Origin of the sequence: Cohnella faecalis, assembly GCF_003570905.1 — a bacterium.
Classification (GTDB): domain Bacteria; phylum Bacillota; class Bacilli; order Paenibacillales; family Paenibacillaceae; genus Cohnella; species Cohnella faecalis.
Genome location: NZ_QXJM01000039.1, coordinates 1,036,906 through 1,054,141 on the forward strand (window position 1 = coordinate 1,036,906; position 17,236 = coordinate 1,054,141).

The following is a 17,236-nucleotide window of genomic DNA, read 5'->3' on the forward strand; positions in this document are numbered from 1 at the left end:
ATATTAGGCATCGGGCTCCGAACGAGCGAGAAGCACCAGAAGCTTCTTCGCTTCTTCCGGGTGAGCGGCGGTGGCCCGAACCGCTATGATATAGCTCTGCTTGGGGAGTCCCGTTCCTTCGAAGAATGTGCTCCCTGACAGCTTGATGCCGTAAGGATGGGCTGTCTCGTCTTCCTCCGCTTTGAAGGCAACGAGCCGTTCTGCGGAAATCCGTGAGCTCGCAAGCCAGTCTTCCCAATCTTCCAACGGTTTAAAGGCTTGTTGGTTAGCCAGGTTCTCGAAGTTCTTCGTATCCAGGATCATGATATCCATCTTCTCTGTCATCAGCGTGAGAAAGCTTTTTTGCTGAAGAGCCATATCCTGCTGGGATTTCATCTCGGCGGGGACGTAGGTAAGAGTCGTTTTGACCCGTTTCCACTCGGGCGCCGCAGTCAGCACGTTTTGCTCCAGACGCTCGGTATCCGCTTGATAGAACCCGCCGAACAAGTCGAGGGCGACGTCTACGGGTGGCAGCTTCGCGTTTGCGTTATGCTTGTCGACCATGCTTTTAACGGTTCCGCCTATGAGCAGAACGGCGATGATGGCGACGATCAGATGAATTTTATAGTAATAAAAAAAGTACGCGACCTTGCCTTGCTTTTCGGTCTTATTTTCTTTCTCGGATTCGATGCCCACGATTCGATTGTAGGCTTGTGTAACCTCGCTCAGGTCGGTGCCGGAGCTTTTCGCCCGCTTCATGAGCAGGAAGTAGCGATTCTCTACCTCTTCGCGGGTAGCGGTTTCCTCCAAGCCGAGCAATTCGTAGCTGTGTTTTAATTCTTCCAATGGTGTTCACTCCCGTCGCCTGTGTCCTCTAAATATTACACGATGGACGGAAGCCGCCGCAAATCGGCGATGACATTACTCTAACGGGTTACCAGCTTCTCAGCACGGTTGCCGTCGATTCCTCAAGCTTTGCTGCGGTCTGGGCGGGGGAGGGGGCGGAGCTTGCGCTCGCCGCGTTTGGATCGTCGATGGAAGAAAGCTTCGCTTCGCCTTCCGGCTGCGTCTCCTGCGCAAGCTTGCTGCTCGTGCCGAGAAATACGCCGCCCGGCTCGATAGCCAATTCCATAGCGGACAAATTTCCGTGCAGCTTTCCCGTTGCCTTGATCGTCAGCTTGCCGGCCGCCTGCACGTTCCCGGTCACTTGACCGGCCAAAATAACGTGTCTGGCGTTTATGTTGGAACGCGCTTCGCCGTTTTCTCCTATCGTTACGTCTCCTTGGCTATCGATATCTCCGACGATATGTCCTTCGATGCGAATGCTGGCTTCGGATTTGAGGCGTCCTTCGAAATGAGTGCCTTCTCCGATGAGCGTATCGGTCATATTGGGGTCGAGCTTAGTTTTTTTCGATTTGAACATTAGCCATTTTCCCTTCTGTCTGCATTAAGATAAGGTCGGGGATCGATGTTGCTGCCGTTGACGTTGACTTCGTAATGCAAATGCGGGCCCGTGCTGCGGCCGGTAGAGCCGACTTCTCCGATAAGGTCGCCTTTTTTCACTTTGGCGCCGACCTTCGTGCCGATGAGGCTTAAGTGCAAATACCGGGTTTTGATTCCTTTGCCGTGGTCGAGCATGATGTAATTGCCGTGCGTAGAGTCTTTCTCCGCTATGACGACGGTGCCGTCCGCCGCCGCGTACACAGGCTCGCCCGTATCCGCCGCTATGTCGATGCCGGCATGATATTTGGCCCTATGGGTGAAGGGATCGCGCCTTATTCCGAACAAGGATGTTACCCGGCGGGAGTCCGTCGGCCAAATCGTCGGTGTGACGGCCAATGCCTTTTGGTGGGTTTGAACCGCTTTTTGCGTCGCTTCGAGCTGCGGTTTAAGCAGGCGGAGCTGCTCGTTCAGAACGGCAAAAAAGTCCGATGTCTCGTCCACGAGATCGTCCATCGCCTCTTCCGTCACCGGGAGCTCCTCGCCGCCCGTGCCGCCGCCGTCCATCGAATAATCCCCTTCGTCATTTGCGGAAGGAACGTTTCCTGCCGAGCTTCCATCTTTGCCGCCGATGCCGGCCATTTCTTTCAATTGGGATTCCAGCTTGCCCAGCGCGTCCATCCGGGACTGCACGTCCTTTGCTTGGTCGGACAATCCCGCCAATTGCGACTGCAGCTCTTCGATCCTATCGTCCTTGACCGCAATAACCGCATCGGATTCATTCGCGGACGCGGATAATTTTCGTTCCAACGTTCCGATCTGCTCCGAATTTCCGCGATACATAAGATAGGAGGTTACGGCCGCGGCCCCTAATGCCGCTATAAGAACGATTCCGGCGAGAATCGCTGCGGATGATACCTGAAACCTGATAACGGAGCTGTTCGCGTCCGGAATGACCATGAACGTGAACTTGCGTTGGTGCCACTTCATGTCTTTCCTCCTAATTCGATATAACGATGCAACTCCACTTTTTTCTACTCCATAAGCCCATAATCCTCTTTTTACGCAAAAATATTGGAAGAATCAACATGCCAAAAGGAGGATTTTGTCGAAATGAAGCGAATGCAATAAGCAAGAGCATGTCCGGAAATCTATGCCGGAGCGACGCGCTAGGAGGGTATTCATGATTAGATTGGCAGGCATCGATATCGGGAACGACAGCGTGAAGGTAGTCGTCGGAGGCGGACTGGACCCGGTTATTATTCCGAGCATCGTCTCCCCGGGGTACGAGAGGCACGTGCTTCAAGAGGAGGATTCTCCGCTGAAAGCGCTGGATGTTATGGTTTACAGCCCCAAGCTGAAAAAGAAGAGCCAGCGTTTTTTTGTCGGGCTGCTTGCGTCGGAGGATCAAGACAATGCGGAGCTTGAGGAGACGGACAACAAGGCGACTAGCGATCAATCTCTGATCGTGGCTTTGACGGCGTTAGCATACGCCAGCGTAACCAGCGTAGCTCAGACGCTTCAGCCAGGCCAGACGATCGACGAAGTGGAATACGTGATCGGAACCGGATTGCCGGTGCGCACTTATGCCCGCTTTCATCAAGTATTCGAAGAACGGCTCGTCGGCGAGCACGAGGTGACGTTCCTGTCGACTCCGAAGCTGCGAGGCCGCACGGTTCGCGTGAAAATCCGCCGGGCGATCGTCTCGATCGAGGGAGCCGCCGCGCTGTTCAACATGGCGACGCACGACAATTTGCAGGTGCGCGACGAAGAGCTGTACCACGGCGTCATCGGCATATGCGAGATGGGCGCGCTGACGACGGACTTCCCGGTCGTGAAACGGATGAGCATCGACAATCAGTTCAGCACCGGCGAGCAGTTGGGGCTCGCTTCTTATTTGGACTCGATCATTCGGGATATCGAGGATCAGTACGGCTACCGGTTCCCGAGCCGGACGAAGCTTATCCAACGGATTCGCCGCGGCGAATTCATCATTCAGCGGGTTGGGGAAGGGCAAGCCGATATCCGTCCGATCGTCGACGTCTACTTCGGCCGCGCGGCGCAAAAAATCGTCGATCTCATCCGCAAGCGTTGGAAAAAGTACCCTGACATCCAATGCTTCTATGTGCTTGGCGGCGGCGCGGCGGCGCTCCGTCCTTACATTCTCGAAGCTGCGGAAAACATGCGTCTTCGCTTCGTGGAAGACAGCGAGCTTCAGAACGTATACGGCTATTTGAAGCTTGCCCGCAACAAAATGAACCAATCGGAACCGTTGTCCTAATCGAGCGGAATGCTGATTGAATGACAGGGCTCCCCGCAAGGTCTATTTGGCCTTAGGGGAGCTGTTCGTATGGCAGGTCAACCGGACATTTCTGGTTGGCCTCTTTTTGTTAATGTACCCCGTCCCGCTGTTGAACCTCAACACTCGCCAATGGCCGAAAGAATGGTACCTCGTCCCACTGTTGAGCGCCCGTCCCCGCCAATCGCCGAAAGAATGGTACCTCGTCCCACTGTTGAGCGCCCGCCCCCGCCAATCGCCGAAAGAATGGTACCTCGTCCCACTGTTGAGCGCCCGCCCCCGCCAATCGCCGAAAGAATGGTGCCCCGTCCCACTGTTGGGCCTCAACACTCGCCAATGGCCGAAAGAATGGTACCTCGTCCCACTGTTGAGCGCCCGTCCCCGCCAATCGCCGAAAGAATGGTACCTCGTCCCACTGTTGGGCGTTCGCCTCCGCCAATCGCCGAAAGAATGTTACCTTGTCCCACTGTTGAGCGCTCGTCCCCGCCAACCGCCGAAAGAATGGTACCTCGTCCCGCTGTTGAGCGCCCGTCCCCGCCAATCGCCGAAAGAATGGTACCTCGTCCCACTGTTGAGCGCCCGTCCCCGTCATTCGCTGAAAGAATGGTACCGTGTCCCACTGTTGAGCGCCCGCCCCTGCTAATCGCCGAAAGAATGGTACCTCGTCCCACTGTTGAGCGCTCGTCCCCGCCAATCGTCGAAAGAATGGTACCTCGTCCCACTGTTGAGCGCTCGTCCCCGCCAATCGCCGAAAGAATGGTACCGTGTCCCACTGTTGAGCGCCCGCCCCCGCCAATCTCCGAAAGAATGGTACCGTGTCCCACTGTTGAGCGCCCGTCCCCGCCAATCGCCTAAAGAATGGTACCCCGTCCCACTGTTGAGCGCCCGCCCCCGCTAATCGCCGAAAGAATGGTACCGTGTCCCACTGTTGGGCGCCCGTCCCCGCCAATCGCCGAAAGAATGGTACCTCGTCCCACTATTGAGCGCCCGTCCCCGTCATTCGCTGAAAGAATGGTACCGTGTCCCACTGTTGGGCGTTCGCCTCCGCCAATCGCTGAAAGGATGGTGCCCCGTCGCCTTTCTTGCTTCTGCGCTTCAATATTTTATATCTGTGCTCTTAATTAAACCGAATAATCGCTCAAAACTTGCGAAGAAGCAACATACTTCATCGTTCGACCTCTTAAAGATTGAATCGGAGTAAGAAAGCCCTTCTTGCTCAAGGATTGTAGATTTCGTATTGCTGTTTTAATATTGATTCCGAGTCCTTCGGAAACTCGTTTAGGTGTCAAATCTACTGACTGCTTTAACGAAAACTGAATAATGGCTCTCTCATACACATTCAGAACGAGCGCTTCTTTTCCTTGCCCCCATTTGCTCATGGCCATTAGCAAGGTTTGTTGACATATCCGAGGTTTCTCATTGACGTCGTCGTAGGCAAATCTAAGTAATTTCCAACCGTCTATCAATAAATGATTTTGCCTCATCAAATTGTCTGCAAATTGCCAGCGGCTTAAATCACGCCAATGTGGGCCAAAACCATCTAACTCAATTGCTAAAGAGAAGATCGAATTCGGGATATAGGTATAATCGAGAAATCTTGTCCCCTCTTTGAAATCGCGAATTTCATATTCCGGATGCAAGTTGTCTAAGTTACCCATAGCAGGCCACCACACATTGAAAAGGAACAATTTCTCCAAATGACTATGCTTCTTTAGCAATCTCCTTTTTCGTTCCTCCCCACTGGTCTTTAACGCATTGTGCAGCATTCGCTCATAAGCTGCTTCAAAAGGCTGGTTTAACATTTCCATAATGGCGCTCCTTTTAAAATAAAATAGACCGCATGTCCAGTTGAAATACTCTGGAACAAGCGGCCTGTTCTTCAGGACCTAATGAAAACTATATTTACATAATAATCCATGGTGCGATGGAGTTCAATTACTATAAGCGCGATTTCGAAAAATTTGGAGACACATCCCACTATTGAGCCTCCGCACCCGCCAATCGTCGAAAGAATGGTACATCATCCCACTATTGAGCCTCCGCACCCGCCAATCGTCGAAAGAATGGTACATCATCCCACTGTTGAGCCTCCGCACCCGCCAATCGTCGAAAGAATGGTACATCATCCCACTGTTGAGCCTCCGCACCCGCCAATCGACGAAAGAATGGTACCCCGTCCCACTGTTGAGCCTCCGCACCCGCCAATCGTCGAAAGAATGGTACATCATCCCACTGTTGAGCCTCCGCACCCGCCAATCGTCGAAAGAATGGTACATCATCCCACTGTTGAGCCTCCGCACCCGCCAATCGCCGAAAGAATGGTACCCCGTCCCACCGTTGAGCCTCCGCACCAGCAAATCGCTGAAAGGGTGGTACCCCGTCCCACTGTTGAGCCTCCGCATCCGCCAATCGTCGAAAGAATGTTACCCCGTCCCACTGTTGAGCGTTCGCACCCGTCAACCGCCGAAAGAATGGTACCCCGTCCCACTGTTGAGCCTCCGCACCCGCCAATCGTCGAAAGGGTGGTACCTCGTCCCACTGTTGAGCCTCCGGACCCGCAAACCGCCGAAAGAATGGTACCCCGTCCCACTGTTGAGCCTCCGGACCCGCAAACCGCCGAAAGAATGGTACCCCGTCCCACTATTGCGACTCAACTCCCGCCAATCGTCGAAAGGGTGGTACCCCGTCCCACTGTTGGGCGTTCGCCTCTGCCAATCGCCGAAAGAATGGTACCTCGTCCCGCTGTTGCGCATCCGCCCCGGCCGGCCGCTTGAATAAATTCGTCCGTTTTGGCTCACGCTACAGGGCATATCTTGGAAACAAGTGGTGGCCTATGGATTTGATGGAAAGCGTAAAAAGCCGGATGAACGGCCGATCCGACCTGAGGTATCAGCCTTTCGAGGCGAACGGTTACGGCTGCTGCGTCCTGTATCTGGAAGGCTCTATCGACCTCGAGATGCTTCAATCCCACGTGTTCCGGCCTCTTCAGAGACGGGCGAACGGCGTTGATAAGGACCGTTGGCGCCGCAGTCTGTTCGACGATCTGAATTTGATGTCCACCCCGTATTTCGTCACGGACAACGAGGACGATATGATCGCCGCGATGCTGGAAGGCAAAGTCGTGCTGACCGTCAAGGACAAGGCCGGGCGGCGATATTGCCGCTTGCGAAGCAATCGCTCCGCTCCATCTCGATGCCGCAGAACGAGAAGACGGTTCGCGGACCCCAAGACGCGTTCGTGGAGGACATCTGGACGAATTTATCGCTTATCCGGCAACGGATCAAGACGACCGATTTGAAGGTGGACTCGTTCGAGCTGGGCACCGAATCGAAGACTTTGGTGCTGCTCTTGTATATGAAAAGCAAATGCGAGCCGCGGCTGGTCAAGGAAGTCGGCGCGAAGCTGAACGGAATCCACGTAGAAGGCCTGTTCGGAAGCAATATGGTCGAGGAATATTTGGATACGAACAAATTTTCACCCTTCCCTCAAAGTCAGTACACCGAAAGGCCGGACGCGGCCATTACCGCTCTTATCGAAGGCAAAGTCGTCATTCTGGTGAACGGGACTCCGAATCAGCTCATTTTGCCGGCGTCGCTCGTCGCTTTTTTGCAAGCGGCTGAGGACTATTATCAACGTTTTTTCTTTTCCAGCTGGATTCGGCTTATTCGCTATCTGTTTTTTGCCGTGAGCCTTATACTCCCGTCCGCCTACGTGGCCATCACGACGTTTCACCCCGAGATGATCCCTGTCAGTCTTCTCATCAGCGTGGCGTCCAGCCGAGATTTGGTTCCGTTTCCCGCCGTGTTCGAAGCGTTCGCGATGGAGCTGACCTTCGAGGTGCTGAGGGAGGCGGGACAGCGCATCCCGGCGGCGATGGGGCAAACGATATCGATCGTCGGAGCGCTTGTCATCGGAGAGGCGGCGGTACAGGCGGGGATTGTGTCCGCGCCGATGGTTATCGTCGTTTCGTTGACAGGGATTTCCTCGTTCATTATCCCGCACTTCGAGCTGAATTTGGCTGTACGCCTGCTAAGGTTCTCGCTGCTGATTTTGGCCGGGATGTTCGGTCTGCTCGGCTTGCTGATCGGCATCATTCTCATCCTGACGCATCTCATCGCGCTTGAGCCGTTCGGCGTACCTTATCTTTCGCCGCTTGTCCCGCTGGACCGTCTCAAGCTCGGAGACGTATTAATCCGGCTTCCGTGGACGACGATGATGAAGCTCAAGCAGAGACAGCAGCAGAAACAGAAACAAAACGCGGAGTGAACGGTTTCCCGGCGGGAGGTGGGGGAGTGGGGCGGAGGTGGATAGCGGTTGCATTATTGACACCGGTCTTCCTGTTAGGGATAACCGGCTGCTGGTCCAAGGAGGAGCTGAACGACCGAACCTTCGCCATGGCGATGATGGTCGATCTGACGGACGAGGGCAAGACGGAGCTGTCGATGCTGTTCTACTTGCCGAACCGTCTATCGACGGGAGTCTCGGCTTCCAATTCTCTGCAAAAGCCTTTTCGCTCATCAGCCGGACCGGCCGTAACGTCGCCGAAGCTTTGGACAACATTCAGCACGAGCTCCCTCGAAGAATTACGTGGGGCCCGATGAGGATCGTCATCGTCGGCGACCGTTATGCCTCCAACGGGCTTCGTCCCCTTCTGGATTTCCTGGTTAGGGTGTCTTATATCCGGCTCCGTACGAATCTGTTCTACGTATCCGGAGAGGCCAAGGAGGTTGGGGCGCTGGCGCCGGTGTTCGAGCGATTTCCTTCCGAGGTCATCCGCGAGTTTTCGCACATGGGAATATTGCCGGAGGTCATTCTGAAGGACCTCTTATATTCGGAATGGAACGGTCTGAGCGATGCATATTTGCCTGAGCTGAGAATGCGGCAAGGTCCCGTCATTACGGAGAAAATGGAAGGTCAAAAATGGATCGTCAGCGGGCGTGCGGCGCTCATCAAGGATGGAACAAAAGCTGCGATGTTCAGCGACCGGGGTACTCGGGGAATTCAATGGCTGGCGGATGACAAGCCGCAGATGATCGTGACGGTGCCTTCTCCGAGCGACGGCAAGCTAATAAGCGTCCTTGTTCAAGACACGGAGCGCAAGGTGTCCGCAGAGAGAAAAGGGGACGAAATGATCGTTCGGATCGGGCTGCGGGCAAGCGGCAGGCTGCTGTCGACGGAATCTGAGCTGGATGTGACGAAGGCCGACTCGATCAAGCTCATTCAACGTGCGGTATCCGAGGAAATTAAAGATCAGATGGAGGAAGCTGTAGCGCTTGCGCGCGATAATCAGGCCGACCCTTTCCAATGGAGCGAAATCGCCGAATACAGATTCCCGTCGCTTTGGAAGGAATGGCAGCCTCAGCTCCGCGAGAGGTTGGCCGACAGCGTGGACGCGCGGATAACGGTCCGATTCGAATTGAAGGATACGGGTTCGGAAAAGGATGCGGTATACAGCAGAAAATCGGACGGGAGCGGCTGATAGTGATTTGGAAACTAACGCTTGCATTTGCGATGATAGCGGCTTACGAATATGGGCTTCTTCGTCGCATAAAAGCGGGCAAAAAGCTTTACGCGAGCGTATTCGTTACGACGGCGCTATGTTATGTCTACGGGATTGCGGGCACTCTCTCGCCGAATCTCGTTAATCCTAATATTCCGATTGAAGCGTTGTTCGGTTCGATTCAGGATCGAATACAGCTCAAGAGATAGGGAGGCTGTGGCAAGCTCATGGGAAGAATCGGCAGTCTGCAGCTTTGGTCGCTCGTGTTCAGCTTCGTGTTTGCGTCGGGAGTTGCGTTCTTGATCGGGCCGCTGGCCCATGTCGGCGGGACGGACGGCTGGATGAGCATTCTCTTTGCCGCCATTGCGGGTACGGGCTTGGGTTCGCGGGCTTTTCCGTCGGCTTGAGCAAACCGGGCGAATATTTTGGCTTATACGGGCACACTTTGCTGGGAAAACCCACACATTTCTGTATCATGCTCGTTTTCTCTTTCTTCTTTATACATGTAGTCGCTTACTTGCTCAGGGAATTCGTCGATTTGTTTACTTTGGCTTATTTGATCAAGACTCCATCCTGGGCGGTCGCTTCGCTGCTTATGTTCGCCGTCGCTTGCATTTCGCAGATCGGGGCATGGGGCATTTTCCGTTTCGCGCAAGCTTGTTTTCTCCTGATTGGGTTCATGTTCCTAATTTTGCCCATCTACCTGCATGGCGAACTAAATCCTACGGTCTGGCACGGAATATGGCGTCTTTCCGAGGGGAAGGCGATATGGCAGATGACATACAACATTACCCCTTGGTATGGCGAGCTGTTCCTGCTGCTGTTTTTCATTCCCGAGCTGAAGCGGGCAGCCTCCGTTCGAGGAACCATCTGGTTCGCTTCGATTGCGGGAACCTACATTCTTACTTCCGTTTTCCTGCTTAGCTTGCTTGTATTCGGACCTAATCTGGCAGGCGGACTCACTTATCCGCTTCTGGAACTGACCGGTTTTATCAGGATCGGCGATTTTATGCAAAATTTGGATCCTGTCATCGTAACGATCTGGTTTACGGCGTTCTTCATTAAGCTGTCGATCTTGTTTTATTCGGGAGTGCTGACGTTCTCCCATGCGCTTGCCATTAAGGAGCATCGAATCTTTTCCATGCCGCTGGCCGCACTTACTGTCGTTATGTCCATCGTCATCGCTCCGAATCCGGTTGAAATGAACCGGTTTTTCGATCGTTCGTGGTCGACCTTCGCCTTGTTCGTGGAATGCTTGCCCTTCATCTACGTCCTTGCGGCCTGGCTCCGCAAGCGGGCGAAATCAGCGGAATCGAACGCCAAAAAGCCCGGCGAAGCAGAAGTTCGCTCCTGATTCGCCGGGCTGCGTGCTTGCTTAAATATCGATTTCGGCTCCGCCGATCCATACTCGCTCCAATTGCAGAGCGTCGTCAAGCAGCAGGACGTCGGCGCGTTTGCCTGCTTCGAGCGAGCCGGCAACGGTATCGATGCCGAGCTGCCGAGCAGGGTTGCCGCTGGCCATCCGGCTGGCATCCGCGAGAGGGACGCCGACCTCGCGCACCATATGCCGGAACGCCCCGATCATCGTAAGCGTACTGCCCGCAAGATTGCCCGAGCCTGTCAGACGGGCGACGCCGCAGCTCATCGTCACGGGGAGACCGCCGAGATCGTAGGAGCCGTCGGGCATGCCGGCGGCAGCCATCGCGTCGGTGACGAGAATGACGCGATCCGTCCCTTTGGCGCGTCTCATGAGGTCGATTCCAGCCGCGTGAACGTGGTGGCCGTCGGCGATCACTTCCGCGACGATCCGGTCGTCGGTCAGCACGGCGCCGACCGTGCCCGGCTCGCGATGATGATACGGGCGCATCGCGTTGTACATATGGACCGCATGGCGCAAACCGTGATCCGCCGCTTCGATGATTTGATCGTAGGTAGCGTCCGTATGGCCGCATGAGGGAACGATGCCGTGACCGGCCAACCGTTCGATATAATCGAGAGCGCCTTCCGTTTCCGGCGCGAGCGTCTGAATTTTAATAATGCCCGGGAATCGGCGCACCCATTCCTCCAGCCATTCCGGCTGAGGAGGAATGATATAGGCCGGATTTTGCGCGCCCTTCCATTTGTCGTTGACGAAAGGGCCTTCGAAGTGAACGCCGAGCACTTGCGAATAAGGCATCGGCTTCGACATGAAGCGGCTTACCCGCTCCAGAACCTCCGTCAATTGGTCGCGAGATGCCGTCAGGGAAGTGGCTACGATGCCGGTCGTTCCGTGCGAGGCGTGGAACTTCGTAATTTCGCGAAGCCCGTCCTCCTCGGCGTCCATGAAATCGTGCCCCCCGCCGCCGTGAACGTGGACGTCGATGAAGCCGGGCAGCGCCCATCCGCCGCGCCCGTCCACAACTTCGCAGCCCGCCGTATCGGCGGGGCCGCTGCCTATAGCCGACACGAGACCGTTCTCATAAGCGATCCATCCGTTATCCAGTATTCGCTCCGGCGTGACAACTCGAACGTTGGTAAGAATAAGTTTTTTCATGACGCTTACCCCAGCCTCGACGCGGCAGCCCGGTCAAGCAGCACGTTCAGGTGCGGGTGCGTCTGCAGCAAGGAAGCCGGGCAATCGGTCGTAATCGGCCCTCTAAGGGCGCGCTGCACGATGTCGGCTTTGTCGGCGCCCTTGACGACGAGAAGGATCATCTTCGCTTTCAGAATCGTACCTACTCCCATGGTCAGCGCCTGCTGCGGAACTTGATCGATGCTGTCGAAGAAGCGGGCGTTCGCTTGGCGCGTCTCCTCGGCCAATTCGACGACATGGGTTGCCCGGATCAGAGCGTGAGCCGGCTCGTTGAAGCCGATATGGCCGTTATGGCCGAGCCCGAGCAGCTGCAGGTCGATTTGACCGGCGTTGTCGATCAAATCGTCGTACCGGCGGCATTCGGCTTCGGGGTCGGGAGCGTTGCCGTTCGGAATGTGCGCTTGAGAGATCGGAAGATCGATGTGGTCGAACAGATGCTGCCGCATATAGGCGCGATAGCTTTCGGGATGATCGTCGGGCAATCCGACATATTCGTCGAGATTGAACGTCGTTGCGTTCTTGAAGCTGCACATGCCGCGTTCGTAATCGCGCACGATATATTTGTATAGGCCGACCGGAGTGCCTCCGGTAGCGAGTCCGAGCACCGCGCGGCGGTTCGTCTGGACGATGCCCGTAATAATGCCGGCTCCGGCTTCGTTCAGCTTTTCGTCGGAGTCGAATGTAAGAATGTTCATCTGGATGTCCTCTCCTCTTTTCCCGTATATCGTCTGACGGCTTGGAACGACCGCTCCAGACGCGGGACATATTCGTTGAAATGCTCGCTGACTAGACCGGTGAACAAAATGTCGACGACATGAAGCTGCGCCATCCTCGAAGCCATATCGCCGCGGCGCATCCCGGCTTCGGAGGAGGATGTGAACAATCGGATAGAGGCGTGATCCGTGAGCCCTCCGGCTCCGAAGCGGGTAATCGAGATCGTCGTCGCTCCTTGATCCGCCGCGCATTTCAATGCGTGGATCGTCTCCGGAGTTTCTCCGGAATAGGAAATGCCGACAGCTACGTCGCTCGCGGAAAGCGACGATGCGGACGTCAGCTGCATGTGCGAGTCGGAGAACACCGCGGCCGCCTTGCCGATTCGGATGAGCTTGTGGAAAAAGTCCTGCGCCACGATTCCGGACGTCGCCGCGCCGTACAGATCGATCCGCGAGGCTGCGTGCAGTGCTTCAATCGCTTTGCGAAGCTGCGCGATATCGAGAATTTGCGTCGTATCCGTAAGCGACCGAAGATGATTGCCCGTTATCGCCGAAACGATGTCCGGCAGCGGATTGCCCGCTACGATATCCTGATACTGAGCGGAGTCCGGAGGCTGGGCGATTTCGCCTGCCAACTGCAGCTTGAGCTCGGCGAAGCTCTGGAAGCGAAGCGTGCGGCAAAATCGCGATACCGTAGCGGTGCTGCCGCCTGCTGCCCGCGCAAGCTCCGTAATCGTCATCCGCGCGGCTTCCTGCGGGCGCTCCAGCAAATAGGAGGCTAACTCGCGCTCCTTGGGATTCAGGTCGGTCAAGCTGTCCCGAATAGCGTTCAGCAGGCTCATGTCGCTTTTCGGCTCCTTTCTTAAGAAAATTTATTTTCTTTAAATGTAAACAAATTGAGAAAATTATTTTCATAAAACCTAACATTAATATACCGGAAATGTCCGGTAATACGCAACTGCGATTTAAAACCAAGGCACCCTATTTCCTGATTTATGAGAATATGGATATACTAGAATAAAAAATCCCATAATGTTCCCATTATTTTGCGATAATTGCTCCGAAATTTTTTGCTAGGATGGTGTTGCGACGGGGGAAAGTCGCAGCGCCGACAGATCAGGGACGACGAGGGTGAGAGACGGTGTATCGTATTTTCTTAGTCGAGGATGAGCCGAGCTTGAACCAGGTGCTGGCCGCCTATTTGCGCAATGAAGGATGGTCGGTTGAGACGTTTCACAACGGTCAGGATGCCAGGGATGCCATGAAGGAACGGCCTCACCTGTGGATTCTCGATATTATGCTTCCTGGCGTCGACGGCTATCAGCTCATGCGCGAGATCAAAGAGGATTTTGCCAAGCTGCCCGTTATTTTCATTTCCGCGCGCGACGCCGATATCGACCGTGTCATCGGCTTGGAGATGGGAAGCGACGATTATTTGGCCAAGCCGTTTTTGCCGCGCGAATTGGTTATACGGACGAGAAAGCTGTTGGAGAGAGTCTACGGGAAGCGTTCGGAGGGGAACGGCTTCGATGACGGTAATCCGATAGCTTCGCTCGTTCCGTACCGGGTCGATATGCAAGCGAGAATGACTTTCGATACGGATGGAACTGCGCTGGAGCTCACTTCCAAGGAATTCGATCTGCTGCTGCATCTGTCGGCTCACGCGGGACAATTGCTTAATCGCGAGCAACTGCTGGCATCTTTGTGGGGCGAAGATTACTTCGGCTCCGACCGCGTCGTCGACGACCTGGTCAGACGCTTGCGCAAAAAGCTGCCCGAGCTCCGGTTGGAGACGGTATACGGCTATGGCTACCGGCTGGCGAAAGCATGAAGAACATTCCTCTCGTCTTGAAGATTTGGCTCGTATTCGCGGCGCTGACCTTATCCCTCTTCGCGATGCTCGCCCTGTCGTTGCCCTGGACACTCAAAAGCTTCTTCACCCAGCAAATTTCCGCTATTTTGCGAGAGTCTCATGCGATGTTTGCCTCTGATCCGTCGAGAGGCGCGTTTCCGTTAAGAATAGGCAACGAAGTGTTTCCGCTGCTGCCGACGATCGTCCTTCCTCCCCTTACGGATTTGCAGGAGGAAATGCTCATGATTGCGCCGCAAACCGTAGACGGACCGGCCATTCAGCATTTCGCTTTGCTGGCGGAAGGGGAGTCTTATCCGTTAGGGAGCGATCTTCCGCTATCGTTCCAGATCGCCATTAGAGGCGACGCTCAAAAACAAAAGGACACTATGCATTCCTACACTTTTCGGTCAGACAATCGAACTCTGTTCTATGTGATCAGCAAGCAGCCTAAGAAGCCGAAGGGGAAGCCCGTCTTTCTCGTTTCGTACACGTGGGACAAATATCGGAACGGTTTGGTTATGACCATGTTCTGGCGCTTGATGATTCTAATGGTCGCTATTATCCTCGTCAGTTGGCTGCCTTGTCTTTGGTTTGCCCGTTATTTGTCGCGCCCGCTAGTTCTGATGGAGAAGCAAGCGGGCCGAATGGCCGAGAAGGACTGGCACGAGCCCTTCATACTGAATCGAAAGGACGAGATGGGGAGGTTGGCGCAGGCAATCGAAGCGATGCGCCAGAGGCTCGTCCGGCAAGACAACGCCCAGCAATTCTTTTTGCAGAACATTTCTCACGAGCTAAAAACGCCCGTCATGGTCATCCGCAGTTATGCGCAATCGATTCTGGACGGTATTTATCCGAAAGACTCGCTGGCATCCAGCGCGGAGACGATTGTGAATGAATCGCAGCGATTGGAGAAGCGGATCAGAGATTTGCTGTATTTGAACAAGCAAAACTATTTGTTCACCCGCGAGCGAAAGCTGGTCTCATTCGATTTGGCGCAGATTATTTCCGACTGTATCGAACGGCTTCGCTATCGGCGCCCCGAGTTGCTATGGCATATCGAGCTTGCTCCGATCGAGATGATCGGCGACTCGGAGCAATGGGGCGTCGCGATCGAGAATGTGATCGACAATCAATTAAGGTATGCGCGTCATAAGATCCGAGTGACCGTCGCGGCGGCAGACCAAGGAACGAACGCTGCGACGTGGATCGTACGCATTGGCAACGACGGCCCGCCGATCGGCGAGAACGAGATGGAAGGCTTGTTCGATCCGTTTCAGACAGGTCAAGGCGGGGAATTCGGCTTGGGTCTTGCGATAACCCGGCAGATTTTGTCGTACCATCAAGCGGATATTCGGATATGCAATGAGCCGGAAGGGGTCGCCTATTATCTCTATCCGGCATAAGCCGATTTATTTGAATCCGGAAGGCGGGAAAAGGTTGAAAAGACTCATTTTAGCGCCGACGGCCGCATTGCTGGCCTCCGTTATGATTATGACCGCTTGCACAGAGACGAAAAAACGGAGCCGCACCGAGCCTGCGGAGGTTCATTTCCAATCCTTGTTCCCAGAGACGGCCAATGACGACCCTTATGTGAAAGTGCTGCTGAATGCCGTCGCTCATTTTAACGAATTGAATTCCGACATTAAGGTCGTCGTTGACTATATGCCGGCAGGAACGACGATGGTAACCGAACAAGATATATTCAAGCTGCTTAGAAGCGACAAAGCGCCGGACATCATCGGGTTCCCCGTCAGTCAGGTTCAGGTAGCCGGGCAAGAAAATTTGTTGTTTGATTTGAGAAGGGTGTCGGACAAGAAAGCTCTGGATATTCCAGAGCGGGTTCTCGATTTGGCGTCGATCGACGGGAAGCTTCTCGCATTGCCCTACGCGGCATATCCGAGCATCGTGATGTACAACAAAGAAACGTTCGACGCGGCGAACTTGACATATCCGCAAGGCGAATGGACGTGGGAGCAGTTCCAGGACATTGCGGAAAAAATAAACAAGGACGGAGGTTCCTTGCTGCCTTACGATATCGAAGCACTGGATTTACTAGCGGGAAGCGCCGGACAAGGGCTGCTGTCGCCGGATGGAGAGACGGCCGTCGGTTATTTGGACAGCCCCGAAGCGATCAAGGCTCTGCGATGGATGAACGAAACTTACCGGAAAGGCAGCGATGACGCTTCGAAGTCCCGAAAAACAGAATGGACCTCATGAGCGAGTTCAACGGTAAAAAAATCGGTATGATGATCGGCAGCATGGGCTTTCGTATGCCGACTTTTATGGGGGAAAACAGCGACAAACTAGGGGTGGCTCCCATTCCTCATTTTGAAGGCGGCAATCGAACAAACCCTGTGTTTTTTGACGGCTACGGAATATCGGCCAAAAGCAAGCATCCGGACGCGGCGTGGAAATTCATCGAGTATCTCTCTCTAAGCGGCAATGAAGATTCTTCAAAGCTTGCCGACATGTATTTGGCAACGAGCAAAGCGGTCAGCGAAGCGATCGGTCAAGCGAAGGACCCGGCCAAGAGCGTCTATCTGGAGGAATTGAATTATGCGGTCAAGCCTTCGATCGATAACAATCCGCTTTTCAGACAGGCGTGGTCGGAAGTGCTCGCCGCCCAGTTCCTAAACCTTCTTACCGTCTCGGATGAGGACATTCCGCAAAAAATGAAAGAGCTTGCGTTAGAACTCGATCAACAATTGATACGATTGAAGAACGAGCAGGAGACAGCAGGATCGACTGCCGAAGGAAGTTAACATTGACATAATATGTATTATAGTCTAAATTAAAAATTAGCTTTCGCAAACGTTTGCAAAATAGATAGAGAGAGGGGATCGTCGATCGAACATCCCGATAAGAGCGCTGCCGGAGAAGC

Annotated in this window: 19 protein-coding genes; 12 read left to right on the forward strand and 7 right to left on the reverse strand. The window is 54.5% G+C overall.

All coding sequences use genetic code 11. From position 1 onward, the window contains the following. Positions 1-3: 3 nt before the first annotated feature. The 3 genes from D3H35_RS17645 to D3H35_RS17655 all read right to left on the reverse strand — a co-directional run bounded on the left by D3H35_RS17645 (position 4) and on the right by D3H35_RS17655 (position 2,409). The gene (locus D3H35_RS17645) at positions 4-825 is read right to left on the reverse strand and encodes a hypothetical protein (RefSeq protein ID WP_119150547.1); all 822 of its coding nucleotides are present in this window, start codon (positions 823-825) and stop codon (positions 4-6) included. A gap of 88 nt (positions 826-913) precedes the next feature. Further along, on the reverse strand, positions 914-1,402 hold the full coding sequence (locus D3H35_RS17650; protein ID WP_119150548.1) for a bactofilin family protein: 489 nt from the start codon (positions 1,400-1,402) through the stop codon (positions 914-916). Next, positions 1,402-2,409 carry a M23 family metallopeptidase gene (locus D3H35_RS17655; protein ID WP_119150549.1) on the reverse strand — a complete coding sequence of 336 codons (1,008 nt, stop codon included), beginning with the start codon at positions 2,407-2,409 and terminating at the stop codon, positions 1,402-1,404. The genes D3H35_RS17650 and D3H35_RS17655 overlap by 1 nt, the downstream gene beginning before the upstream one ends. A gap of 193 nt (positions 2,410-2,602) precedes the next feature. Here D3H35_RS17655 and D3H35_RS17660 point away from each other — a divergent pair, with 193 nt between their 5' ends. Continuing rightward, on the forward strand, positions 2,603-3,700 hold the full coding sequence (locus D3H35_RS17660; RefSeq protein ID WP_119150550.1) for a ParM/StbA family protein: 1,098 nt from the start codon (positions 2,603-2,605) through the stop codon (positions 3,698-3,700). A gap of 1,139 nt (positions 3,701-4,839) precedes the next feature. Here the strand turns inward: D3H35_RS17660 and D3H35_RS17670 are convergent. Next, positions 4,840-5,526: a DNA-binding response regulator gene (locus D3H35_RS17670; protein WP_119150552.1), complete on the reverse strand. Its 687-nt coding sequence runs from the start codon at positions 5,524-5,526 to the stop codon at positions 4,840-4,842. A gap of 1,025 nt (positions 5,527-6,551) precedes the next feature. Here D3H35_RS17670 and D3H35_RS34220 point away from each other — a divergent pair. From D3H35_RS34220 to D3H35_RS17710, 7 genes are read left to right on the forward strand one after another with little or no spacing between them, the layout of a single operon-like run. Then, positions 6,552-7,016 carry a spore germination protein gene (locus tag D3H35_RS34220; RefSeq protein ID WP_119150554.1) on the forward strand — a complete coding sequence of 155 codons (465 nt, stop codon included), beginning with the start codon at positions 6,552-6,554 and terminating at the stop codon, positions 7,014-7,016. Further along, positions 6,911-7,984: a spore germination protein gene (locus D3H35_RS17685; protein ID WP_119150555.1), complete on the forward strand. Its 1,074-nt coding sequence runs from the start codon at positions 6,911-6,913 to the stop codon at positions 7,982-7,984. Before D3H35_RS34220 ends, D3H35_RS17685 begins: the two co-directional genes overlap by 106 nt. Positions 7,985-8,010: 26 nt before the next feature. After that, a complete protein-coding gene (locus D3H35_RS17690; RefSeq protein WP_147355874.1) occupies positions 8,011-8,319 on the forward strand; it encodes a hypothetical protein in 309 nt (102 codons plus the stop codon). Further along, on the forward strand, positions 8,268-9,197 hold the full coding sequence (locus D3H35_RS17695) for a Ger(x)C family spore germination protein (RefSeq protein ID WP_459178248.1): 930 nt from the start codon (positions 8,268-8,270) through the stop codon (positions 9,195-9,197). The genes D3H35_RS17690 and D3H35_RS17695 overlap by 52 nt, the downstream gene beginning before the upstream one ends. Before the next feature lie 2 nt (positions 9,198-9,199). Next, positions 9,200-9,427, forward strand: a complete 228-nt coding sequence (locus D3H35_RS17700) for a hypothetical protein (RefSeq protein WP_119150558.1) — start codon at positions 9,200-9,202, stop codon at positions 9,425-9,427. 18 nt (positions 9,428-9,445) lie between these two features. Next, the gene (locus tag D3H35_RS33590) at positions 9,446-9,625 is read left to right on the forward strand and encodes a GerAB/ArcD/ProY family transporter (protein WP_119150559.1); all 180 of its coding nucleotides are present in this window, start codon (positions 9,446-9,448) and stop codon (positions 9,623-9,625) included. Between the two features lie 38 nt (positions 9,626-9,663). Next, complete coding sequence (locus tag D3H35_RS17710) at positions 9,664-10,572, forward strand: GerAB/ArcD/ProY family transporter (protein WP_158594159.1); 909 nt, start codon at positions 9,664-9,666, stop codon at positions 10,570-10,572. Between the two features lie 21 nt (positions 10,573-10,593). Here D3H35_RS17710 and nagA read toward each other — a convergent pair whose 3' ends face one another. From nagA to D3H35_RS17725, 3 genes are read right to left on the reverse strand one after another with little or no spacing between them, the layout of a single operon-like run. Further along, positions 10,594-11,751 (reverse strand): N-acetylglucosamine-6-phosphate deacetylase, encoded by a 1,158-nt coding sequence (gene nagA, locus D3H35_RS17715; protein ID WP_119150561.1) that lies wholly within the window; start codon positions 11,749-11,751, stop codon positions 10,594-10,596. Positions 11,752-11,756: 5 nt separating this feature from the next. Beyond that, entirely contained in the window at positions 11,757-12,485 is a 729-nt protein-coding gene (gene nagB, locus D3H35_RS17720) for a glucosamine-6-phosphate deaminase (RefSeq protein WP_119150562.1), read from the reverse strand. After that, complete coding sequence (locus tag D3H35_RS17725; protein WP_119150563.1) at positions 12,482-13,345, reverse strand: MurR/RpiR family transcriptional regulator; 864 nt, start codon at positions 13,343-13,345, stop codon at positions 12,482-12,484. Before D3H35_RS17725 ends, nagB begins: the two co-directional genes overlap by 4 nt. A 299-nt stretch (positions 13,346-13,644) precedes the next feature. Between D3H35_RS17725 and D3H35_RS17730 the strand changes: the two genes are divergently transcribed. Genes D3H35_RS17730 through D3H35_RS33600 form a run of 4 tightly spaced genes read left to right on the forward strand, consistent with a single transcriptional unit; the run spans position 13,645 to position 17,117 of the window. Next, complete coding sequence (locus tag D3H35_RS17730) at positions 13,645-14,334, forward strand: response regulator transcription factor (RefSeq protein ID WP_119150564.1); 690 nt, start codon at positions 13,645-13,647, stop codon at positions 14,332-14,334. Beyond that, positions 14,331-15,758, forward strand: coding sequence for a HAMP domain-containing sensor histidine kinase (locus D3H35_RS17735; RefSeq protein WP_119150565.1), 1,428 nt, complete (start codon positions 14,331-14,333; stop codon positions 15,756-15,758). Before D3H35_RS17730 ends, D3H35_RS17735 begins: the two co-directional genes overlap by 4 nt. A 34-nt stretch (positions 15,759-15,792) precedes the next feature. Then, entirely contained in the window at positions 15,793-16,572 is a 780-nt protein-coding gene (locus D3H35_RS33595; RefSeq protein ID WP_158594160.1) for an ABC transporter substrate-binding protein, read from the forward strand. Further along, positions 16,569-17,117, forward strand: a complete 549-nt coding sequence (locus tag D3H35_RS33600) for an extracellular solute-binding protein (RefSeq protein WP_158594161.1) — start codon at positions 16,569-16,571, stop codon at positions 17,115-17,117. Before D3H35_RS33595 ends, D3H35_RS33600 begins: the two co-directional genes overlap by 4 nt. Positions 17,118-17,236: the final 119 nt, after the last annotated feature.